Source organism: Thermincola sp. GK-1, assembly GCF_059412445.1.
Genome location: NZ_JBSQAT010000001.1, coordinates 97,109 through 118,094 on the forward strand (window position 1 = coordinate 97,109; position 20,986 = coordinate 118,094).

At 45.3% G+C, this 20,986-nt stretch carries 25 protein-coding genes; 22 read left to right on the forward strand and 3 right to left on the reverse strand.

Going from position 1 to position 20,986, the window contains the following annotated elements; translation table 11 throughout:
* The gene (locus ACSNJE_RS00520; RefSeq protein WP_495251710.1) at positions 1 to 645 is read left to right on the forward strand and encodes a phosphoribosyltransferase; all 645 of its coding nucleotides are present in this window, start codon (positions 1 to 3) and stop codon (positions 643 to 645) included.
* A gap of 19 nt (positions 646 to 664) precedes the next feature.
* Here the strand turns inward: ACSNJE_RS00520 and ACSNJE_RS00525 are convergent, their stop codons facing one another.
* From ACSNJE_RS00525 to yyaC, 3 genes are read right to left on the reverse strand one after another with little or no spacing between them, the layout of a single operon-like run.
* Positions 665 to 853: a hypothetical protein gene (locus tag ACSNJE_RS00525; protein WP_052217691.1), complete on the reverse strand. Its 189-nt coding sequence runs from the start codon at positions 851 to 853 to the stop codon at positions 665 to 667.
* A gap of 30 nt (positions 854 to 883) precedes the next feature.
* Entirely contained in the window at positions 884 to 1,279 is a 396-nt protein-coding gene (locus ACSNJE_RS00530) for a hypothetical protein (protein WP_052217693.1), read from the reverse strand.
* Between the two features lie 52 nt (positions 1,280 to 1,331).
* Entirely contained in the window at positions 1,332 to 1,916 is a 585-nt protein-coding gene (yyaC, locus tag ACSNJE_RS00535) for a spore protease YyaC (protein WP_461570258.1), read from the reverse strand.
* A 201-nt stretch (positions 1,917 to 2,117) separates the two neighbouring features.
* Between yyaC and ACSNJE_RS00540 the strand changes: the two genes are divergently transcribed.
* From ACSNJE_RS00540 to lonC, 21 genes are all read left to right on the forward strand, one after another.
* Positions 2,118 to 4,313 carry a sigma 54-interacting transcriptional regulator gene (locus ACSNJE_RS00540; protein WP_495251711.1) on the forward strand — a complete coding sequence of 732 codons (2,196 nt, stop codon included), beginning with the start codon at positions 2,118 to 2,120 and terminating at the stop codon, positions 4,311 to 4,313.
* A 28-nt stretch (positions 4,314 to 4,341) separates the two neighbouring features.
* Entirely contained in the window at positions 4,342 to 5,400 is a 1,059-nt protein-coding gene (locus ACSNJE_RS00545) for a hydrogenase small subunit (RefSeq protein WP_495251712.1), read from the forward strand.
* Complete coding sequence (locus ACSNJE_RS00550) at positions 5,393 to 6,715, forward strand: nickel-dependent hydrogenase large subunit (RefSeq protein ID WP_495251713.1); 1,323 nt, start codon at positions 5,393 to 5,395, stop codon at positions 6,713 to 6,715. The genes ACSNJE_RS00545 and ACSNJE_RS00550 overlap by 8 nt, the downstream gene beginning before the upstream one ends.
* A 317-nt stretch (positions 6,716 to 7,032) precedes the next feature.
* The gene (locus ACSNJE_RS00555) at positions 7,033 to 7,767 is read left to right on the forward strand and encodes an NADH-quinone oxidoreductase subunit B family protein (RefSeq protein ID WP_495251714.1); all 735 of its coding nucleotides are present in this window, start codon (positions 7,033 to 7,035) and stop codon (positions 7,765 to 7,767) included.
* A gap of 262 nt (positions 7,768 to 8,029) precedes the next feature.
* Positions 8,030 to 8,656 carry a Ni/Fe-hydrogenase, b-type cytochrome subunit gene (gene cybH, locus ACSNJE_RS00560; protein WP_495251715.1) on the forward strand — a complete coding sequence of 209 codons (627 nt, stop codon included), beginning with the start codon at positions 8,030 to 8,032 and terminating at the stop codon, positions 8,654 to 8,656.
* Positions 8,657 to 8,804: 148 nt separating this feature from the next.
* Positions 8,805 to 9,158, forward strand: coding sequence for a hydrogenase maturation nickel metallochaperone HypA (hypA, locus tag ACSNJE_RS00565; protein WP_474660583.1), 354 nt, complete (start codon positions 8,805 to 8,807; stop codon positions 9,156 to 9,158).
* Complete coding sequence (gene hypB, locus ACSNJE_RS00570) at positions 9,148 to 9,795, forward strand: hydrogenase nickel incorporation protein HypB (RefSeq protein WP_495251716.1); 648 nt, start codon at positions 9,148 to 9,150, stop codon at positions 9,793 to 9,795. The genes hypA and hypB overlap by 11 nt, the downstream gene beginning before the upstream one ends.
* Before the next feature lie 162 nt (positions 9,796 to 9,957).
* Positions 9,958 to 10,113, forward strand: coding sequence for a hypothetical protein (locus ACSNJE_RS00575; RefSeq protein ID WP_495251717.1), 156 nt, complete (start codon positions 9,958 to 9,960; stop codon positions 10,111 to 10,113).
* 143 nt (positions 10,114 to 10,256) lie between these two features.
* Entirely contained in the window at positions 10,257 to 10,976 is a 720-nt protein-coding gene (locus tag ACSNJE_RS00580) for a CvpA family protein (protein ID WP_013121802.1), read from the forward strand.
* Between the two features lie 87 nt (positions 10,977 to 11,063).
* Positions 11,064 to 12,521, forward strand: coding sequence for an aminopeptidase (locus tag ACSNJE_RS00585; RefSeq protein WP_013121801.1), 1,458 nt, complete (start codon positions 11,064 to 11,066; stop codon positions 12,519 to 12,521).
* A 150-nt stretch (positions 12,522 to 12,671) separates the two neighbouring features.
* A complete protein-coding gene (locus ACSNJE_RS00590; RefSeq protein ID WP_495251718.1) occupies positions 12,672 to 13,586 on the forward strand; it encodes a HEAT repeat domain-containing protein in 915 nt (304 codons plus the stop codon).
* A 10-nt stretch (positions 13,587 to 13,596) separates the two neighbouring features.
* Complete coding sequence (locus tag ACSNJE_RS00595; protein WP_495251719.1) at positions 13,597 to 14,502, forward strand: mechanosensitive ion channel family protein; 906 nt, start codon at positions 13,597 to 13,599, stop codon at positions 14,500 to 14,502.
* 24 nt (positions 14,503 to 14,526) lie between these two features.
* A complete protein-coding gene (locus ACSNJE_RS00600) occupies positions 14,527 to 14,730 on the forward strand; it encodes a DUF951 domain-containing protein (protein WP_013121798.1) in 204 nt (67 codons plus the stop codon).
* A 72-nt stretch (positions 14,731 to 14,802) separates the two neighbouring features.
* A complete protein-coding gene (ychF, locus tag ACSNJE_RS00605; RefSeq protein WP_013121797.1) occupies positions 14,803 to 15,897 on the forward strand; it encodes a redox-regulated ATPase YchF in 1,095 nt (364 codons plus the stop codon).
* 142 nt (positions 15,898 to 16,039) lie between these two features.
* Positions 16,040 to 16,327: a 30S ribosomal protein S6 gene (gene rpsF, locus ACSNJE_RS00610; RefSeq protein ID WP_013121796.1), complete on the forward strand. Its 288-nt coding sequence runs from the start codon at positions 16,040 to 16,042 to the stop codon at positions 16,325 to 16,327.
* A 36-nt stretch (positions 16,328 to 16,363) separates the two neighbouring features.
* Entirely contained in the window at positions 16,364 to 16,765 is a 402-nt protein-coding gene (locus ACSNJE_RS00615) for a single-stranded DNA-binding protein (protein ID WP_495251720.1), read from the forward strand.
* Between the two features lie 21 nt (positions 16,766 to 16,786).
* Positions 16,787 to 17,017, forward strand: a complete 231-nt coding sequence (gene rpsR / locus ACSNJE_RS00620; RefSeq protein ID WP_013121794.1) for a 30S ribosomal protein S18 — start codon at positions 16,787 to 16,789, stop codon at positions 17,015 to 17,017.
* A gap of 191 nt (positions 17,018 to 17,208) precedes the next feature.
* On the forward strand, positions 17,209 to 17,526 hold the full coding sequence (locus ACSNJE_RS00625; protein ID WP_013121793.1) for a MazG-like family protein: 318 nt from the start codon (positions 17,209 to 17,211) through the stop codon (positions 17,524 to 17,526).
* A gap of 6 nt (positions 17,527 to 17,532) precedes the next feature.
* The gene (locus tag ACSNJE_RS00630) at positions 17,533 to 18,507 is read left to right on the forward strand and encodes a YybS family protein (RefSeq protein ID WP_495251721.1); all 975 of its coding nucleotides are present in this window, start codon (positions 17,533 to 17,535) and stop codon (positions 18,505 to 18,507) included.
* Between the two features lie 29 nt (positions 18,508 to 18,536).
* Complete coding sequence (rplI, locus tag ACSNJE_RS00635; RefSeq protein ID WP_013121791.1) at positions 18,537 to 18,980, forward strand: 50S ribosomal protein L9; 444 nt, start codon at positions 18,537 to 18,539, stop codon at positions 18,978 to 18,980.
* 35 nt (positions 18,981 to 19,015) lie between these two features.
* Positions 19,016 to 20,965 (forward strand): Lon family ATP-dependent protease, encoded by a 1,950-nt coding sequence (gene lonC / locus ACSNJE_RS00640; RefSeq protein WP_474660407.1) that lies wholly within the window; start codon positions 19,016 to 19,018, stop codon positions 20,963 to 20,965.
* The last annotated feature ends 21 nt before the right edge of the window (positions 20,966 to 20,986 follow it).

The following is a 20,986-nucleotide window of genomic DNA, read 5'->3' on the forward strand; positions in this document are numbered from 1 at the left end:
TTGAGGTACCGGGATCGGCAGGAGGCTGGCAAACAGTTGGCCGAATTACTGAAAGATTATAAAAACGAGGATTGTATTATACTGGGTATTCCCCGGGGAGGAGTGATTGTAGCTGCGGAAGTGGCTGAAGCTCTTCATGCCCCCCTGGACATAATCATACCAAGGAAAATTGGCGCTCCTTTTAACCCGGAAGTAGCTATTGGTGCCATTACCCAGGATGGGACTATGATCTGCGAAGAACGACTGATTTCCATGCTGGGCATTTCCGAACAGGAATTGGTGGAAGAGGCAGGCCTGGTGCGGGAGGAAATTTCCCGGCGTATGGAGCGGTATCGGGGCCAGAGGCCCTTCCCTGAATTGTCTAATAAAACTGTTATCTTAGTTGATGATGGCATAGCTAGCGGTTATACTGTCCGGGCCGCCATAAAATCAATCAATGGCCGGAACCCAGGGAAACTTATTCTTGCTGTTCCTGTAGCTCCTAAAGATACTTTACTCTCTTTGGCCAATGAATTGGATGAAATGGTTTGTCCTCTTACTCCTGATGATTTTTATGCTGTGGGGCAATATTATATGGTTTTTGACCAGGTCACAGACTATGAAGTTATGCGGGCTTTAAGAGAGGCCGCTTTAAACAGCAAGTAGTTAATCCACTGTAAACAGCTTACTCCATATTTTTCAAGTCCGGAGTAACATTGGTTTCATCTAACACAGCCAGCACTTCATCTAAACTATCCACGTATTTTGAATTAAACGTATTGATTTGTTGTTGAGAAAAGATCGGGACTTCCTGAGCATTTTTTATTTTGGAAGTCAACCGGTTTTTTGTTTTATCAATGGTCTTCTTATTCATACAGTTTTCCCTCCGATCAGCCGATACCGGTTAAAAATAAGCTCCCATTTCTTTTAAAATGGCCACGGCCTTATCCAGATTATGTTCGTCTGTAACTACGGTCAGTAAAAAAGCTTTGCCGCCTGCCACTCCATAATCATCGGCGCCAATTCCGCTGACAGAAGGGTCGGTAGCCATAAGAACACGGGCATCGTTATTTGTGTACTGGTCTGTGTCGCTGGAATAAAGTGTAAGACCTGTTATAGTATCCGCCTGTCCGGCTATAGGGTTATTAAATTCGCGGTCCAGGCTAACTCCAAAGCGGCTGACTCTGTCCAATTGTATTTCACTGATTCCCTCTTTTTTTAAAGCAGCCATAGCTTCTTTCGCTGTGGAACTGCTGGGAAAATAAGCCAGTATGGAACGTTCGCCGGAAGACAACTGCATAATCATTCCCCCTTTAAATCGCTGTCTTTAGTTTGTTCCAACAGCAGGGAAATCATGCAAGCGTATTTCTGCAGCTCATCACCAGGCCTTCGCTAATAAGTTCAGCCATTTTCATAACGGTGTTAAGACGGGTATTTTGTAGAACAAAATATTCCATGAAGCCGCCAACGTTTACAATACCGGTAATATGTAAATCGCCCACTGCAGGCAGGCATTTATTTACACCGGCGCCGGGTTTTAAAGAGCCTTGGCCTATATTGATGAACCCGACACTGTCCAGATTACCAAGACAGGCATCAACGGCCATAATAACGGGGTTATTCATTGTTTCCAAAATTTTGAGGTATTCAGCGAGGTTGCTGGCGTGTACCGGACTTTCCAGGGAACCCATTACCTGGAAAGGGTGGTCTTTTTTTCTTAATAAATTAGTGCCCACCAGAGGTCCCAGGCTATCGCCTGTGGAGCGGTCAGAGCCTATGCAAACCACTACTTTTGGTCTCTCACTAAAACCAGGGATTTCAGCAAAACAGGAATTTAAATAATCACTGATTTTTTTGCTGCCTTCGGGGTCTTCCATATGGATCCGGCAGGATAAAGCCCGGTTGTTACTGTTAAAAAAAGGTTTCAGCAAAGACATTACAACCTCCTGAAGTTGTTAATGCTCCAAATATTTATATGTAGGCTAAAGGAGATTTATACACGCTGTGGTGAAATTAATATAAGCATGTAGAAAAGGAATTATGCGAATATTGTCGAAAAATTAAACATTATATCACCTGTTTCATATATACGGTTGCAGATTGTTGGCGCCAATATACGCAGGTAGAGGTGAAAAAATATGTCGGTTGTTACGACAATAAGTGAGAAGTGTCAAAGGTGTTACGCCTGTGTCCGCAACTGCCCGGTTAAGGCGATCAAAGTTGACAGGGGACAGGCCAAAATTATAGAAGAAAGGTGCATTGCCTGCGGATCTTGCGTGCGGGTCTGTGCCCAAAAAGCAAAGAAAGTTGCTTCCGATATCAGTAAAGCAGAATACTTTTTGGCTGTTGAAAAGGAAGTTATTGCTATTGTTGCGCCTTCTTTTCCGGCAGCCTTTCCGGAATTTCACGCGGATAACGTATTGAGCGGGCTTTATGAATTGGGCTTTCACGATGTTGAGGAAGTTTCCCTGGGGGTCCAACTGACCATACCGGAGTATAAAAAGCTGATTGAAAAAGCGGAATTTCCGGTCATAAGTTCTTTCTGCCCGGCCGTTGTCGGTTTGATAGAAAAACACTATCCTGATTTGATTAAATATTTGGCGCCCATAGATACGGCCATGATTGCCTGCGGCAAATACATTAAAAAGCATCGAAAAAAAGCCAGAGTAGTATTTATTGGGCCCTGTGTGGCCAAAAAAGAAGAAGCCCGGTTAAGGGGCCGGGGTGTTATTGATGCGGTTCTGACTTTTAAAGAACTGAAAAAAATGTTTCACGAAAAAGGCATCGATCTTAAAAAGATTAAATCAAATCCCAACATTCTGCACAACGGCAAGGCCAAGCTTTTCCCCTTACCTGGGGGGTTGCTTGCCAACCTTGGCTATAAACTCGACCTTTCTAATCAGGAGTTCTTTAATATAGAAGGAAGGGAAAATTGTTTTGAAATAATTAAAAACTTAAGTACCGGTGCAATTATGCCCCGATTTGTAGATATCCTGTTTTGTAACGGATGTATAGATGGACCGGAAATCGATTCAGATGTTGATCTCATTACCAGGCGCAACCTGGTGGGCGCTTATGCGCGAAGGTTTGGTGAACAGGCAAAAATATCCGCCGCCGGGCTGGATTTAAAAACCTGCTTTGTGGACAGGCATGTTGATTATCCAGTACCAAGTGAGGAAGAAATTAAAGAAATTCTAAAATTAACGTATAAAATAAGGCCTGAAGACGAGTTGAACTGTGGATCCTGCGGTTATGATACCTGTCGGGAACAGGCTATAGCTGCTTACCAGGGACTGGCGGAGATTGACATGTGCTTCCCCTACCTGTTGCATAAATCGCGCGGAGAGATTGAGTATTACCGAAACCGCCTGAATATGCAGCGCCGCGAGGATTTACTTGATGCAATTATCGGTGAGAGCTTAGCCATGAAAAAAGTGAAACAGTTGGTTGAAAGGGCGGCGGCTACTAACTCTACCGTGTTGGTAATCGGGGAAAGCGGTGTGGGGAAAGAGGTAATTGCACAGGCCATTCATAACTTAAGTTCCCGCCGGGACAAGCCATTTATCGGAATAAACTGCGCTGCTTTACCGGAACTTTTACTGGAATCAGAATTGTTTGGCTACGAAGAAGGGGCCTTTACCGGGGCCAGAAAGGGTGGCAAACCGGGTAAATTTGACCTGGCTCATGGGGGAACGATTTTACTTGATGAAATAGGCGATATGCCCCTTAATATGCAGGCCAAATTGCTGCGTGTGTTGCAAGAGCGCCAGTTCGAGAGAATAGGCGGTACAAATACCGTAGAAATGGATGTCAGGATTTTGGCTGCAACCAATAAACCGTTGAAACAGCTTGTACAAAAAGGTAAGTTTAGAATTGATCTTTATTACCGGCTTAATGTTTTAACCATTTATGTTCCGGCCCTCAGGGAACGCAAAGAGGATATTCCGCTTTTAATCGGGCATTTTATGGAAAAGATGTCGATAGAAAAACGGGTTTCTCCCAAAATTATTTCCGATGAGGCTATGGAAGCCCTTGTGGCATACGATTGGCCGGGAAATGTGCGGGAGCTCGAGAATGTATTAGAAAGGGCTATGATTATTGCAGACGGCAACATTATAAAATTAGAACATTTACCGGCGCAGGTAAGAGTCAATTCCCGGCCCGGTGAAGAAGTTAAAATTAAACCTCTAAAACAGGCAGTTCAGGAACTTGAAAAAAGTATGATCGAAAATGCACTGAAACTTACCAATAACAATAGGGTAAATGCGGCTGAGTTGTTGGGCATACCCAGGGCTACCTTATACCAGAAACTAAAACAGTTTGGCCTGCTTTAACCGGATTTCACTATTTGGAGGGATGGGGATGAGGCGGCTCACCCGGCGGGAATTTTTAAAATTGTGTGCAGCCGGCGCTATAGCTGTAGGTGGCAGTAGCACGCTATTTGCTATCGCGGCGGAAGCTTTTCAAAAGTCCAGGCAATCGGTAGTATGGGTCCAGGGCGCCGGCTGTGCAGGGTGCAGTTCTTCGATGCTGAATACTGTTGAACCGGAAGCCCGTGAATTACTGAAAAAGCTGATAAATCTGCATTTTCATCCTGGTTTGACAGAACTGCAGGGTTTAAAATCAATTGTTAAACAATATGCCTTTGCCCGGGAGAATCAGGGTAGGTTTATTCTAGTTGTGGAAGGTGCGATACCGAAAGCAGAAAAGGGGCAATATTTTGTTGTGGGCGATGACGAGAATGGTTTGCCCGTTGCCCTAACTGAATTTATAAAAAAACTGGGTGATATGGCCCAAAGTGTGGTAGCTTTGGGCTCCTGCGCCTGCTACGGCGGGCTGTTGTCGGTTAAGCCTAATCCCCTGGATAATACCGGGCTGGATAAAATATTTACCCAAAATAAAGTTATCAATATTCCCGGTTGCCCGCCTCATCCCGACTGGGTGGTCGGGACACTGGCACACCTGATCCTATATGGCATGCCAGATCTGGACGATTATGGTCGGCCACAGGTCTTCTACCGAGGTTTAATCCATAACAACTGCCCTCGCCGCCAATATTTTGATAACAGCATTTTTGCCACGTCTTTCGGTGAGGAGGGATGCTTGCTCGAACTGGGGTGCAAAGGTCCTTTGACGCACGGAGACTGTTCAGTTCGCTTGTGGAATAACGGAAAGAGCTGGTGTGTACAGTCCGGTTCTCCGTGCATTGGGTGCACGGAACCCATCTTTCCCAATCTGACAATGCCTTTTTATACCAGGATGCCCCGGATTGACCTGCCGGGCATAAACTCAACTGCCGATACAATAGGACTGACATTAGGGATAGCTACCGGGGTCGGGCTTACAGCTCATTTAGCGGGTAATGCCTTGACAGGACGGTTGGCCGGATGGCGAAAAAAGGGCGGTGAGCCCGATGAATAGGTTTACCGTTAATCCGATAAGTACCGGCAACCAACCTTTATCCGTGGAACTGGAATATGAGGGCGCTCGTATAAGGTCGGCGAGGGTCGGCATAAGGGGGTACTGGAATTTTGAAAAAATGCTGGTAGGCAGGCATCCTTTTGATGCCTTGCAGGTGGCTTTAAGAATAAACAGCCACTTATCAGTAGCGCATGGGCTGGCAGCTGCGAAAGCTCTGGAATCAATTAGTGGCATGGAAAAAACCTTTAATGGCATGCTGGCAAGAAATATTTTGCAAGGGTGCGAATTTATTTACTACCATCTGTATCATTTTTACCAGGGGATTCTTTTCGCTTATATTCCGGGACCAAAGGATGAAGATATGCTACCCGGTCCAGCCCGTATCCCTGTGCAGCAAAGCAAGGTATTAATTGAACATTACTGGCAGGCAATACATTTCCGGACCCGGCTTCAGGAGATGATGGCCCTGCTTGCCGGCAGGGTTCCGCACCAGGTTACTGTTGTACCCGGCGGACTGAGCGAGACCCTTGATACGCGCAAAATACTGAAATTACTCGCTTATTTGGAAGAAATAAAAGGGTTTGTCAGTAATACTTACATAAATGACGTTAAGATTCTTATGCAGTATTACCCGGAATGGGCTACCACTCCTGTTGGCCAGAACAGGTACCTGGCAGTGCATTCTTTTCCCCAGAAACTTCTCAAGTCTGGCCAAGAGGAAGGGTGGTATTGGCGCGGCAGCTCATTGGATGCCGTACAACCGGAGGATATTGAGCTGGACGACACTTTTAGCTGGGATCCACATGGTGATACAGATAAAAATGGCGATAAAGCTGCTGCTTATTCCTGGCTAAAAGCCGGCAGGTACCGGGGCAATGTGGTGGAAGTTGGTTCCCTGGCCAGGGCGATAGCAAATGGCAGGTCCATTATGATGCAACCGAATGAAAGAATGAACAGTGTCTTGGGTAGGGAGCTCATTAAGGCTGGCGAATGCATTGACCTTTTGGATGCAATAAAAAACTGGATAAATTACCTTAAACCGGAGAAAGCTTTAGCCGGCTCTCCTTTGATTGTTCCCAAGGACGGAACAGGGGTTGCCGCGGTCGAATCTCCGGCCGGGCCGGTATTGCACAAAATCATTTTAGAAAAAGGGCTGATTAAGGAGTACCTGATAATTGATCCGTTCGTTTTCAATTATTCACCCAAAGATAAATTGGGCGCCAGTGGTCCCGTGGAACAGGCGTTGATCGGATTGACAGTGGCGAACCTGCAGTACCCCATAGAAATAGTAAGAGTTTTGCGGGCTTTTGAGTAAAATCACGGTAAAATTATTAAGAAAAAAGAACGTTAATGTATAAATAATATACATGTATAAAAAATATACAAACTATTTTAACCGGACTAATTACATGTTAATATAAAGGAAAAGGATGTTTGACAAGGCTATTGGTGTATAAAAAATAAACATTATTTACATTTTCGTCGTCCTGACTTTATTTTGCATATTGCTGGAAAAAGGCTTAACCCTAGAAACCTTTGAGGTGGGCCTTTTTTTGTTTAATTAAACAGGAAACCGGATAATTGGCACAAATATTGCATTTTACTGATGGCGCGGTTTAAAGGAGGGCTAAAATGACTTATCTGAGCAAAAAGGATTTCAGCCAGTTATGTCTTGGTTCATTGGGTGAAGGCGGGATTTCACAAATATATATACCCGAAATTGTACGTACCCTGGAAGAAGTGGCAATGGGATGTCCCCCGGTTATCTGGCTGCAGGGGGCATCGTGCGGGGGATGTTCCATATCACTGTTGGATAATGTTCATCCCAAGCTAAGAAATGCCTTAATAAAAATTAAAAGCCTGGCTTTTCTGCAACAGCCTGTGGCCAATAAAAATGATTTTGTAGAGAAAGTGCTTACCATTGCCAGGGATTATAAAGGCCAGTTTTATCTTATTATAGAAGGGGCTATCCCTACAGGGGCAGATGGCTTGTACTGCATTGTGGGTGAAGATGCTGACGGCCGGCCAATTTCGCTACTCAACCTGGTCAAAAAGTTGAGCGCTTCAGCCAAAGCGGTTTTAGCTTTGGGAACCTGTGCGGCTTTTGGTGGGGTTCCGGCGATTGAGCCAAATCCAACAGGCTGCCAGGGAGTTAGCAAAGTACTGGCGGGCCAAACAGTTATAAACATCCCAGGGTGCCCTCCCCATTCCGATTGGGTTATTGGTACTTTAGTACATGTTTTGCGCTATGGAATACCTGACCTCGACGGGGATTTGCGGCCAACCTTATTTTATGAGGGTCTGGTTCAGGGGGAAGAACCGTTAGGTTACCTGACTGAAAGCCTGAAAAAAACCTCCTTTTCTTAAAAGAAGAGAATATAAAGAGGGGGTGATAATTCCGGCGATTTAGGAAAGGAAGAAGAACGAAAAGGAAGTCGATTTTTAAGAGAAAAAAACGGGCAAGGCAATTAAGGCGGGATATTTTAATCAGATAACCAGGTAGAAAGGGATGCAGTTCTTTAGCGTTAAAGGCATTCTGCCTTCAATAGTAGCAGGATATCCGTTGAGCAATGATGAATAACATAATAAGAAAATAGTTAGCCTAAACTTTTTTTGGGGGTGGCAGTAATTGCAGCCATTGATTCTAGTTCATACCAGAACCGCCAGGTTTTTACACTGGTTCAATATGCTCTGCATTACTGTGCTCATATTGACTGGATTTTATATCCATAGTCCGCTGAGGTTCAATATTTTCCCCAATATGGACGTAGCCCGAAAACTGCATTTTATATTTATGTACCTGGTAATTTACGGTGTGATAATAAGACTGTATTATTCCTTTTACAGCGGAGACTATAAAGAAATAATGTTTACACCGGGGGATATAAAAGGCTTTCCGGCTTTGGCAAAATACTATCTGTTTTTGAGCAAAGAAAGCCCGAATTTCGGGAAATATAACCCCGGACAAAAACTGGTTTATTCTTCTTGGGTTATTTTATTAGGGGTTCAGGCGCTGACAGGTTTTATACTGTATTTTTCGGGGTTGGCCTGGTTGGGAAATTTACTTGGTGGAATTGTGACGATGCGGCAGGTACATTATCTGGTTACCTGGATTTTTGTATCTACCGTAGGAATTCATGTATATTTAAGCTTTGTAGGCGGCAAACACGTTCTTAAATCGATCATAACCGGCTGCATGCCGGCAGGCGCGAATTTCCAGCCGGCTTCCCTTGAGCAAGAAGAAGTTTCATTTTAGCCAAACCGCTGACTAAAGTATTTTGCGTTTTCGGAAAATTGCCTATAGTGCGATTTTATGAAGAAGCTTCACCCGTAATGAAACGGTGAAGCTTTTTGACCTTTGTCTGCGGGCATGGTAAAATGTAGCTTGACGAGGAGTTGTTGTTATGCACGAAATGTCATTAATGGCCGGTGTATTCGACGTGATCAACAAGAGTATTGCGCCTTATCCCAATGCTAAAGTCACTAAAGTAATACTGGTTGTTGGGGCTTTAACCAATGCGGTTCCCGATGCACTGCAGTTGGCTTTTGAAGTCTTTGCGAAAGGTTCGCCTGTAGAAGGAGCCGTTTTGGAAATTCAGGAAGTACCTCTTACATTAAAGTGTGATGAGTGCGGGTGGGAAGGGCCTGTTGATATATACCAGTCTGTTTGTCCCAAGTGCCGGTCTTTTAATGTTCGTGTAATTGCCGGCAGGGAATTGTTAATCAAGAGTCTGGAGGTAGAAACTGATGGAGATTAAAGTGAATACGGGAATACTGGAAGCCAACGAGGCAACGGCCAAAGCCAACAAAGAACTGTTAAAGGCAAAGCGGGTTTTTACAATAAATGTCATGGGTTCTCCGGGGGCGGGGAAGACTACACTCCTGGAAAGGACCATAGAATTGCTCAAGGACCGTATCAGGATGGGCGTCATAGAAGGTGATATTTATACTGCCAAGGATGCCCAAAGAATTGAAAAGCATGGGATCCCGGTAAAACAGATCAACACCGGCGGGGCTTGTCACCTGGATGCCAGAATGGTTGAGAAGGCGTTAAACTTTTTTAACCTGGACGAACTGGACCTCATGATTATTGAAAACGTGGGAAATCTTGTCTGTCCTGTGGAATTTAACTTGGGAGAAGATCTGAAAATAGCTGTTTTAAGCATTACGGAGGGCGATGATAAACCCCTCAAATACCCGCTTATTTTCAAAGAATCTGCGGCAGTTCTGATAAATAAGGTGGATATGTTAGAATTCACAGACGTTAATTTGGAGACTCTGGAGAGAGATATACGCCTTATCAATCCGCATGTCAAGATATTTTTTGTATCTGCCCGTACCGGGCAAGGAATAAGGGATTGGACCGACTGGTTATTGCAGCAGGTAGAAAATTAGAATCGGACCTGAGGGCAAGGGGAGGTTAAATGTTGCCCGGAGCGGGGCTATATTTTAATGCGCCGGCTTTTTCATGGGGGGTTGGGTGGGTTCTCAGGCTACCGTTAAGGAGCGACTGCGTCCGCAAAACTGCAGACAAGAAGGCAGGAGGTTCCCGCATGTTTGAAGATGGCGAAGGCCGCCGGAGAGTCCGGCACTCAGCTCAAGTTGAGTGCTTGGACGGGAGGCGGCCTGGCTTTTAAGGAAATCAACATGAGCCATCGAGTTCGGGAACGCTGCCTTCTTGTCAAGGTTTTGCAGCATAAAGCTCCGTGGTAGCGGAGAACCCACCCAACCCTCCAATAGACTGGTTAAGAACTATCGGAGCGGAGGATTCATTTTAGAAAATGTTGTCGCTTATACAGGAAATTGCATGTAATAGGTGGAAATATTAAGAAAGTAATATGAAAGGGGGAGCGGGTATGAACTTACTGGACCTACTATTGTCTGCCGGACTGCTTTTGGCAATTTTTAGAGGATACCGCAAAGGAATGCTGGTCAGCTTTTTTAACTTCCTGGGTTATGTTGTGGGTTTTGTATCGGCGCTGTTATTTAGCGAAGTTTTAGCAAAGGTTATAGACCGTTCTTTTGGTATAACGAAAAAAATGATGCCCTGGCTTCTGGACAATGCCTCCCTGCCAGCCACGGTAAATAAGACCCGGATTGCCGACATACCTTTTGAAAAAGCTCAGGACCTGGCTGCCAACTTGTCAGTGCCGGAAACTTTCCGGGATGCTTTTATTGATTACCTTGGGCAGATAGCTGAAATGCCTGCTACTAAAAATATACATACGCTCGGGGATGCCTTGGGGTACCTAATGGCCATGTTTTTGCTGACGGCCATCTGTTTTGCTTTCATTTACTTTTTGGTTTCGCGTTTCCTTGGTAAAACCATTCCCGGTTGGTTCAAAAAAACATCGCCGGCCCCGGTTACTTTCTTGGACCATTTGGGAGGGGCGGTTCTAGGGCTGCTCACAGGCATAATAGGCCTGATGATAACGATAGGCATGTTGATTCCTCTGGCGGCCGCAGGCGCTATAAAGGGTACGGATACAGGATTACTGGGCAGAATGGCTGAAATAATCAACAGTTCTGTTTTTATGACCACGTTTTCGGATACCGTAATAAGTTTCCTAAGCTAGAAAAGGTTATAATTTGGCGATTATAAAGTAAAATATTATATATTCAACTTTCGCAAAATATAAGCAACTAATTGGAGGAGCGAGTTTATGAATAAGAAAGAAGAAACCAAATCGCCCGGTGAAAAGTTGAAAGAAGAATTATGCGCTGAGACCCAACTCGTGTGGGACAGTATTGATAAGAAGGAAAAAGAGGAGGTTATGCGGTTTAACGAAGACTACAAAACCTTCTTAAGTAATGCAAAAACAGAAAAACAAACGGTTAAAGAAATTATCCAACAGGCCCGGGACAAAGGATTTGTAAGCCTGGAGGAGATGTTCAAGGGCGGCAAAAAGTTGAAACCGGGAAACAAAATTTTTATTAACTATAAGAATAAAAGCGCCATTTTAGTGGTGGTTGGGAAGGAACCACTTTGGGAAGGGTTGAATATCGTAGGTTCCCACGTTGATGCCCCCAGGCTGGACTTAAAACCTCAACCTCTTTATGAGGATCAAAACCTGGCTTTAATGAAAACTCATTATTACGGAGGAATAAAGAAATATCAATGGCCGGCAATTCCGCTGGCTTTGCATGGGGTAGTTTATACAGCCAGGGGAACCGTTGCCGAACTGATGGTGGGTGAAAAGGCCGAGGAGCCTGTTTTTACCATTTCCGACCTACTGCCCCACCTGGCCAAGGAGCAGATGGGCAAAAAAATGGGGGAAGCTATCAAGGGAGAAGATTTGAATATTCTTGTAGGCAGTATTCCTGTAGAAGATAAAGAAGTTAAAGAACGCGTAAAATTAACTGTCCTTAAATTGTTAAACGAGCGTTATGGCATTACGGAAGAAGACTTTATCAGCGCTGAACTCGAGTTAGTCCCTGCCGGACCGGCCCGGGATGTGGGACTTGACAGAAGTATGGTGGGGGGTTACGGACAAGACGACAGGGTATGTGCCTATGCTTCTTTAAGAGCTATTTTAGATGTGCAAAGCCCCATATATACCTCAGTAGCCATTTTTGTCGACAAAGAGGAAATTGGCAGCACCGGAAATACCGGGATGAAATCGAGATTTTTTGAAAATGCTGTAGCTGAAATGCTGTACCTGGTTGCCGGCGATTATAACGAACTATACTGTCGCAGGACTCTGGCCCATTCCCGCGCATTGTCGGCAGACGTCAGCGCCGGGATGGATCCCAACTATCCTAATGTCCTGGATAAATACAATGCAGCCAGGTTGGGGTATGGTGTGGTTATTACCAAGTATACGGGTTCCGGCGGAAAATATTCCACCAGCGATGCCAACCCCGGCTTTATTAACCAGGTGAGACGTATTTTTAAGGAAAATAAAGTAATATGGCAAACGGGCGAACTGGGCAAAGTGGACCAGGGGGGCGGCGGCACGATCGCCCAGTATATCGCCAGATACGGTATGGAAGTCCTGGATTGCGGCGTGGCCCTGCTGGGTATGCACTCTCCCTTTGAAGTGGCCCATAAAGGCGACATTTACATGGGATACAAAGCTTATAAAGCCTTTTTTGAACAAGCAGGTAATGAAAAGTATTGATAAAGAGACCAAATGGCAGAAAGTTGTTCAGCCATTTGGTCTTTTTTCTGCAGTACCGGCAATGGTGAAAAAGAGGTTAATTTGTCGGCAGGAAAAACCCGGTAAGCGTCGAAGTTACTTGGCGAACGGGAAAGGCAGGTTGATATTCAAATGAATTTGCCCTTAATTGGTGCCCTTGTTTTTGTTTTGATGTTAGGGGTACTGTTTCTTTTGGCGCGAAGTAATAAATCGTTTTCCGGTAATGAATACGGTTCCATAGTGAAATCGGAGGAAAAAGTTCCCGTTGACAGCGAAACTTTGATAAACCTCTTAAAAGAAGGCAACGCTAAAGAAAAAATTGCGGCCATAGAAAAGCTTGTTGAGCTGGCTCCGCCCGGTTGTGGGCAGTTATTGGTGGAGGCCATGGCCGATAAAAACGAGGAAGTTAAAATAGTGGCCGCGGAAGCGCTGCTGAAAATGAGGGATGTAGAAACCATTTCCTTATTAGTTGAAGCTCTTCGCAATCCGGGAAAATGGTTGCCGGCCAGGGTGGCAGAGGTATTGGCGGCTATTGGAGAGCCGGCCGTGCCTGTTTTGACGGAAGCAGCAGCGGATGTTGATGAAAAGGTACGCGCCTATGTTATTCAAATTTTGGGTATGATAAATGCCAACGGGCTGGAACCGGTATTTCAAAAGGGTCTGCAAGACTCCTCGGTGGAGGTGCGGAGGGCAGCGGCGTCAGTTTTAGCAGAATTAAAGCCTGCCGGGTTGCAGGAAGACTTGTTGGCAGCCGTAAAAGATTCCGATGCTAGGGTAAGGATCCACGCAATAAAAGCCCTGAGCCGTTTTAAGGATAAACGGGTACTTGAGCGGTTGGCAGCAGCGACCGAAGACGACGAGTGGACCGTGGTGGCAAGCGCTATAGGAGCTTTGGCTGGCATAGGAAATGAAGGAGAAGAGATTTTATCGCGAATAGCGGGAGATTTGCATCACCCGGGACAGGAATTGGCCTTGAAGGCTTTGCAAGCTAAAGGAAAGAAACGTGGTAAAGTTGTAAATATATTTTATGGTCAGAATGACGGTTAGGGGGACTTCTATGGACAAACTGTTTGAACGCTGGGCGCAGAAAATTCCTTTTGTTACGGCGGAAACCCTAAAAGAAATTTTTACCGTTGCATATAAAATCATTGGTATTCTTATCCTGGCAAAAATTGGTTTGATGGTGGGTAATTTCGTAATAAATAAATTTTTTGGATCGGTAAAACGAAAGCCCTACTTTGATGAACGCAGGATCAATACCCTGCGTACCCTGATGAAAAGTGTAATTCGCTATGCCGCTTATTTTCTGGTAATTATAGGTATCCTGCAGATATTACTCGAGGCCCTGGGCACAGATATCAAAACTTTTTTGGCCGGTGCCGGAATAATTGGCGTGGCGCTGGGTTTTGGTGCACAGAGTTTGGTAAAAGATATTGTTACAGGTTTTTTTATCCTGCTGGAAAACCAGTATGCTGTGGGTGAATACATTACTACAGGTCAATACTCGGGATTTGTGGAAGAAATGGGCCTGCGGGTTACCAAGCTCAGGGACTGGGGTGGGGAACTGCACATCGTCCCCAACGGCATGTTAAATGCCGTGACCAATTACAGCCGTGGCAGTATGCGCGCTATGGTAGACATGAGCATTGCCTATGAGGAAGATATTGATAAAGCTATCAATGTTATGAGCAGAGTAGCCGGCGAAATTGCAGAAGAACTACAGGATGTAATAGTCGAAGGGCCTGAGATATTGGGGGTTGTAGCTTTTGGACCTTCGGAAGTAATTATCCGCTGTGTGGCCAAAACTAAGCCGATGGAACAATGGCGGGTGGAAAGGGAATTGCGGAAAAGGTTCAAAGAAGCCTTTGATAAGGAAGGCATCGAAATTCCCTACCCAAAACAAGTATATATTAGTGAGGATAAGCGAACAGAAGCCCCGAAGGCGAAAGAAGGAAATTACTGATTCCTGTTGAATGGAGGTGGTGATATGCACAAATTCAGAGTAGGGGATATAGTTAAAATGAGAAAACCCCACCCCTGTGGCGGTTACGAATGGGAAATTACCCGGACAGGGATGGACTTTCGGATAAAATGCCTGAAATGCAATCACCAGGTTATGCTGCCGCGGCCCAAGTTTGAAAAAGGCGTTAAGGCCGTGGTTAAGTCTGTTGTCGAAAGTGAAGAGAATTAAGGCAGGCTTGCACCCCAATATTAACTGGGGTATAATTTTTGCGTGGAACTAAATAGAAAGGATGAAATACATATGCAGCTTGGTATCGTAGGTCTCCCCAACGTCGGCAAGTCGACGTTATTTAATGCTATTACCCGAGCGGGTGCGGAAGCAGCCAATTACCCTTTCTGTACAATAGACCCCAATGTAGGAGTAGTTGAAGTTCCGGACCCAAGGCTGGACAAGCTGGCAGAAATGGTTAATCCCCAGCGGGTTGTTCCCACTGTTACCCAGTTTGTGGACATTGCCGGTCTGGTCCGCGGGGCCAGCAAGGGAGAAGGTTTGGGAAACAAGTTTTTGTCCCATATCAGGGAAGTGGATGCTATCGTCCATGTGGTCCGTTGTTTCCGGGATGATAATGTTACCCATGTTGAGGGCAGTGTCGGCCCGACCAGGGATATTGAAACAATAAACATGGAACTTATTTTGGCTGACATGGAGACTCTGGAGAGAAGGCTGGACAGAAGCCGGAAGCTGTTAAAAACAAATGATAAAAAAGTAGCGGCAGAAGTGGAATTACTGGAACGGATTCACGCAGCTTTGGATGCCGGCAAGCCTATTAGAGGCCTGGGCCTGAATCCGGAAGAAGCGGCCATAATCAAAGATGCTAATTTTCTGACCGCCAAGCCGGTTTTATACGCCGCCAATGTTGGCGAGGAAGATTTACCCGACGGAAAGGGAAACCCTTATGTGGAAGAGGTGAAAAGAATAGCGGCAGCGGAAAATTCTGAAGTTATCGTGGTCTGTGCCAAAATAGAAGCGGAAATAGCTGAACTGGATGACGACGAAAAAGCGGAATTTCTTGCGGACCTGGGATTGGAGGAATCGGGGCTGGATAAACTTATCCGGGCAGGCTACAGGTTGTTGGGGCTGATGACCTTTTTTACCGCCGGCCCGCAGGAAGTCAAGGCCTGGACTATCAAACAGGGAACCAAGGCGCCCCAGGCAGCGGGGAAAATTCATTCCGACATTGAACGAGGTTTTATCAGGGCGGAAGTAGTTTCCTATGATGACCTAATGGCTGCCGGTTCACAACTGGCGGCCAGGGAGAAAGGCCTGGTCCGGCTGGAAGGAAAAGATTATGTGATGCAGGATGGGGACGTTGTTTACTTCCGTTTTAATGTATAGGTCCGATAGGATTTGCGCATCTATTTCTTGCCAGAACCTAGGTTTTTGTGTTATAATTACTCATCGAGGCCTGTGAGTCTTTTACTGCCCTGCTCTACCATTGTGGTAGGGCCGTTAGTCCATAGGGAGGAGGTGTTCGTATATGCGAGCTTATGAAGCTATGTATATCATTAATCCGGAGCTGGATGAAGAACAAAGCAATGCCATAGTGGAGAAATTCCAGGGTATTGTGACCGGCACCGGCGGTGAGCTCGTCAAACTAGACAAGTGGGGTAAACGTAAATTGGCTTATGAAATCGATCATAAGCGGGAAGGATTCTACGTTTTGATGCAGTTTAACGGTGAGCCTGCAACCGCACAGGAGCTAGACCGGGTATTCCGGATTACCGACGGCATAATGAAATATATGATCGTTAAAGAAGATAAATAGTTTGTTTGGAGAGAAGAACTCAGGTGGTGTTATTTAATGTTAAACAGGATCATCCTGATTGGCCGGTTAACTAAAGATCCGGAACTGCGGTACACACCTAACGGTAGAGCTGTTGCCGGCTTTACCCTTGCTGTTGACAGGCCTTTTAAAAATCAGCAGGGAGAGCGGGAGACAGACTTTATTAACATAGTTGTTTGGGGAGCGCAAGCCGAGAATTGCGCTAACTATTTATCAAAAGGTAAACTGGCTGCTGTCGACGGAAGGTTGCAGATTCGTTCCTTTGAAGGGCAGGACGGACAGCGCCGCTGGGTTACGGAAGTAGTAGCCGATACGGTTCGTTTCTTGAGCCCCAAAAGCGGCAGTGAGCCGGCTTCCTTTGGTGGAGCTGAAGAGATGGGTATTTCTGTCGACTTTTCCGATGACGATATACCTTTCTAGTAAACCTGTAGGAGGGATAATATGAAGCGTGAACGTGGCAGAAGACCTCGTAAAAGGGTTTGCTCCTTTTGCGTAGACAAGGTGGAAGCCATCGATTATAAAGATAGCGCCAAACTTCGGAAGTATATAACCGAACGCGGCAAGATCTTGCCTCGCCGGATTTCCGGCAACTGTGCGAAACACCAGAGACAGTTAACAACAGCTATTAAAAGGGCCAGGCACATGGCGTTGCTGCCCTTTACAGCCGAATAATAAGTTGTTATGAAAAAATGAGCGGAAAGGAAGCCAGTGCTTCCTTTTTGTTTTCTGGTGGAAAAAGGCTGCCCAAAAACTTGTTTTTAATTAGTTTTGCAGGAATAAATTGATTAATTGGGGCGGGAGGAAATTCGTAAATATATGCAGAATAGTAAAAGGACATGTGCGACCAAGGAAGGTGTTGCGAAGTGTCCCTGAATAATCAAGGCGTGGATATTGCCAAAAACATCAGAATTATAGAATGGCTAAAGGCCGAACTGACCGGTTCGGTGGCAGCTTTGTTTAAGGCGATGCTTAAAGGTACTGAGGAAATTATTGTTGAAGCTCTGGCCTCAATTATTATTACCTCATACATAATAGCGCGGCGCCTGGGCATAAATTTTTCCAGGTTAGACCTGCATATAGAAAGCAAGTTGCGCGGCAGTATTGAGGAAGGACATGAGGTAGAACGCTGGTACGGGGACTTATCAGCTTTTTTGCGCTACGTTACCGGTAAGAAGAGGTGAAATCATTTGAACCAACAACGGGCAGTCCAGCCCTTGGCAGAAGGAGCATTACTTGCTGCTTTGGCAACTTTTTTGGGAATTTTATCTTTAGGCGTACCCCCGGTGCGTTTTATTACTGATTTTTTATGGGGAATACCCATTATAGTAATAATCACAAAAAGAGACTTAAGATCCGGATTTATGGTGTTGGCGGTTTCGCTAATTTTATTGCTTTTTATGTTCGACCCTTTGACGGTGTTTCTTTTTGCCATAGAACTCTCTCCCATGGCTTTATGCTACGGGTTGTTAATAAAAAAGAAATACGCTGCCGGGAAGAGCCTTGTGGTGGGCTCTATGGTGGCTGTTGCGGCAGAGATTGTCACTATCCTGGGCTTTTTATATTTGGCGAAAATCCATATTATTCCTGCGAAGAATGAGCTCATTCGACAAGTTGACGAAGCGCTGGCATTGTATAAGCAGTTTGGACTGCTGGATATATATGCGAAAAAAGGGATCAGTGAATCTATGCTCAAAGATGCGCTTTATCAATCGGTTGAGCTAATAACACTGCTGATTCCGGCAGCGCTGATATTGTCTGCCGTGATGCGGGCCTTCCTGACCTGGGTTGTTTCGCAAAGGGTAATGAGAAGGCTTGGATTTGAGGTAAACGGCCTTCCCAGGTTTACCGAATGGCAGTTTCCCTGGTATGTTATTTGGGTCTTAATTGGGGGACTCGTATTGACCCTGGCAGGTGACCATTTCCATATCGAGAAGTTGGCTATCATCGGCAAAAATACGGTATTTGTAATATCCTTTGTTTACGCTGTCATAGGATTGGCAATTACTATACATCTGATGAAAAACTGGAAACTGCCGGCATGGTTTAAAGTTTTTATGGTTATTATAGCCATATTGAATTTATCAGGAACCCTTGTACTATTTGCTTTATTGGGGGTATTTGATTCTTTTGTTAATTTCCGCCGGCTTGGCCGTGAGATTTAGGTTTGTATTTTCGAGGGGGTATCAACTTTATGAAAGTTATTTTGATGGAAGATGTGAAAAAATTGGGCAAAAAAGGCGATATAGTCAATGTGGCTGAGGGTTATGCCCGCAATTTTCTGTTTCCGCGCAATTTAGCCGTCGAAGCTACACAAGGCAATCTGAAAAATCTAGAACAGAAAAAGCAGGCGGAAATGGCCAAAAAAGCCCAACTGTTACAAGAAGCCAAAAACTTGGCTGAAAAAATTGAAGGGCTGGAAATAAAAGTGGCTACCAAGGTTGGCGATGGGGGCAAACTGTTTGGCTCTGTTACCAGTAAGGATGTTGCAGAAAAACTCTATGAGCAGCACAAGATTCAGGTTGACAAAAAGAAAATAGAAATTGATACTATTAAAACCCTGGGAACTTACCAGGCTTCCGTTAAAATTCATCCGGAAGTACAAGCCCGGTTTACTGTCAAGGTAGTTGAGGGATAAGAAAGGTAGTTGGGGAATAAGAAAGGAGTAAGTTGATGAAAAGCTTTTTGGATAAATTTATTACCCGGACCGAAAAGCCGGACTTGTCTGCGAAATTTACTGAAGAGGACCATTTAAACAGGCAGGTAGCAGCGATTTTTAGCCTGCTAACCAATATTTACGGGTCGGACAAAATCGTACTCAAGGCCAGTAAATTAGAAGCCTTAAATCTCATACGTTCTGAAGTGTTGGAAGAAAAAGTACTTGGTTTGCAGCGCATAGTTTTTGAAGACCCTACCCTGGATATTCCGCCTTCCCTTGACCAGATACCCAAAATTCTGGATGAGATACAGGATGAAATTGCTGATGTGATAGCCCGGCGGTCGGTGGAAGACAAACTGGAAAAGAAGATTGCCGACCGCATGCAGCAGCGGCATGAAGAATATGTAAAAGAGATAAAAATGCAGATATTAAAAGAATCTGCCGGGCCGGAAAACGCCCAAACACTGAAAAAACTGGCCATTTTGGAGAAGATGGAGCATAAAAAGCTGGCTAAATCAGCGATGGAAGCGCTCCGGCCGACGTCCTTTGAAGAGATAGTGGGACAGGAGAGGGCCATACGTTCCCTGCTGTCCAAGATAGTTTCTCCGTTTCCGCAGCACATCATCCTTTATGGTCCGCCGGGGGTTGGTAAAACGACGGCAGCAAGGCTGGCGCTGAAAAAAGCCAAAGAAATTCCCGGTTCGCCTTTTGATGAAGATGCGCCCTTTGTAGAGGTGGACGGAACAACTCTGCGCTGGGATCCCCGGGATGTAACAAATCCGTTGTTGGGCTCGGTACATGACCCAATTTACCAGGGCGCCCGCAGGGATTTAGCCGATACAGGGATTCCTGAGCCCAAACTGGGTTTAGTGACGGAAGCCCATGGAGGGGTGCTTTTTATTGATGAAATCGGTGAAATGGACCCGATGTTACAGAACAAGCTCCTAAAAGTTTTGGAAGATAAAAGAGTTACCTTCGATTCAGCTTATTATGACCCTACTGATCCCAATATTCCGCAGTACATTAAAAAGATATTTGAAGAAGGTGCGCCGGCGGATTTTGTATTGATTGGCGCCACCACCAGGGGCCAGGAAGATATTCCGCCGGCTATTCGGTCCAGGTGCGCAGAAGTATTTTTTGAACCGCTGACACCGTCCGATATTGAAGAGATTATTAGAAAAGCGGCGGTAAAATTAAAAGTTCAACTGGATGACCGGGTTCCCGAAATAATCAGCGAATATACCATTGAAGGGCGTAAGGCCATAAATATCCTGGCTGATGCCTATGGCCTCGCCCTTTATAAGAGGCAGAATGCGGGGGATGAGGGGAAAGAAATCTTTATTTCTGCTGATGATGTGTTGGAAGTGCTGCAAGTCAGCCGCCTGTCGCCTTATGTGATAACTAAGGCATCAAATACCTATGAAGTAGGCCGGGTCTTCGGCCTTGGGGTTATTGGATTTGTCGGGTCTGTCCTGGAAATTGAAGCAGTAGCCTTCCCGGTTAACAAGGATGGGGCCGGCAAAATCCGGTTCAACGAAACGGCGGGAAGTATGGCCAAAGACTCGGTTTTTAATGCTGCTTCAGTAATCAGGAAGATTACCGGTGAAGATATATCCAATTATGATATTCATGTCAACGTGGTGGGTGGCGGCAAAATAGACGGGCCGTCGGCCGGTATTGCTATCCTGACCGCGATTATCAGCGCTATTCAAAACAAACCTATTCGCCAGGACGTGGCCCTGACAGGGGAAATTTCCATCCAGGGCAAAGTGAAGGCTGTTGGCGGGGTGTTTGAAAAAATTTACGGGGCCAAACAGGCTGGTATGAAGTATGTGATTGTCCCAAAAGAGAATGAAAAAGATGTGCCTTATGATTTAAAAGGTATAGAGGTTATTTTGGCCGGCAGAGTGGAAGATGTTATCGAGTTCATGTTCCCCGCCGAAGAAAAATCCCTTGTTGGTTAACCTGCTGGTTTGGGGGGATAG

Bases quoted from the DNA above. Each gene is read 5' to 3' on its own strand.
- ACSNJE_RS00525 (WP_052217691.1), bottom strand. From the start codon at position 853: ATGAATAAGAAGACCATTGATAAAACAAAAAACCGGTTGACTTCCAAA.
- ACSNJE_RS00530 (WP_052217693.1), bottom strand. From the start codon at position 1,279: ATGCAGTTGTCTTCCGGCGAACGTTCCATACTGGCTTATTTTCCCAGC.
- yyaC (WP_461570258.1), bottom strand. From the start codon at position 1,916: ATGTCTTTGCTGAAACCTTTTTTTAACAGTAACAACCGGGCTTTATCC.
- ACSNJE_RS00540 (WP_495251711.1), top strand. From the start codon at position 2,118: ATGTCGGTTGTTACGACAATAAGTGAGAAGTGTCAAAGGTGTTACGCC.
- ACSNJE_RS00545 (WP_495251712.1), top strand. From the start codon at position 4,342: ATGAGGCGGCTCACCCGGCGGGAATTTTTAAAATTGTGTGCAGCCGGC.
- ACSNJE_RS00550 (WP_495251713.1), top strand. From the start codon at position 5,393: ATGAATAGGTTTACCGTTAATCCGATAAGTACCGGCAACCAACCTTTA.
- ACSNJE_RS00555 (WP_495251714.1), top strand. From the start codon at position 7,033: ATGACTTATCTGAGCAAAAAGGATTTCAGCCAGTTATGTCTTGGTTCA.
- hypA (WP_474660583.1), top strand. From the start codon at position 8,805: ATGCACGAAATGTCATTAATGGCCGGTGTATTCGACGTGATCAACAAG.
- hypB (WP_495251716.1), top strand. From the start codon at position 9,148: ATGGAGATTAAAGTGAATACGGGAATACTGGAAGCCAACGAGGCAACG.
- ACSNJE_RS00580 (WP_013121802.1), top strand. From the start codon at position 10,257: ATGAACTTACTGGACCTACTATTGTCTGCCGGACTGCTTTTGGCAATT.
- ACSNJE_RS00585 (WP_013121801.1), top strand. From the start codon at position 11,064: ATGAATAAGAAAGAAGAAACCAAATCGCCCGGTGAAAAGTTGAAAGAA.
- ACSNJE_RS00590 (WP_495251718.1), top strand. From the start codon at position 12,672: ATGAATTTGCCCTTAATTGGTGCCCTTGTTTTTGTTTTGATGTTAGGG.
- ACSNJE_RS00595 (WP_495251719.1), top strand. From the start codon at position 13,597: ATGGACAAACTGTTTGAACGCTGGGCGCAGAAAATTCCTTTTGTTACG.
- ACSNJE_RS00600 (WP_013121798.1), top strand. From the start codon at position 14,527: ATGCACAAATTCAGAGTAGGGGATATAGTTAAAATGAGAAAACCCCAC.
- ychF (WP_013121797.1), top strand. From the start codon at position 14,803: ATGCAGCTTGGTATCGTAGGTCTCCCCAACGTCGGCAAGTCGACGTTA.
- rpsF (WP_013121796.1), top strand. From the start codon at position 16,040: ATGCGAGCTTATGAAGCTATGTATATCATTAATCCGGAGCTGGATGAA.
- ACSNJE_RS00615 (WP_495251720.1), top strand. From the start codon at position 16,364: ATGTTAAACAGGATCATCCTGATTGGCCGGTTAACTAAAGATCCGGAA.
- rpsR (WP_013121794.1), top strand. From the start codon at position 16,787: ATGAAGCGTGAACGTGGCAGAAGACCTCGTAAAAGGGTTTGCTCCTTT.
- rplI (WP_013121791.1), top strand. From the start codon at position 18,537: ATGAAAGTTATTTTGATGGAAGATGTGAAAAAATTGGGCAAAAAAGGC.
- lonC (WP_474660407.1), top strand. From the start codon at position 19,016: ATGAAAAGCTTTTTGGATAAATTTATTACCCGGACCGAAAAGCCGGAC.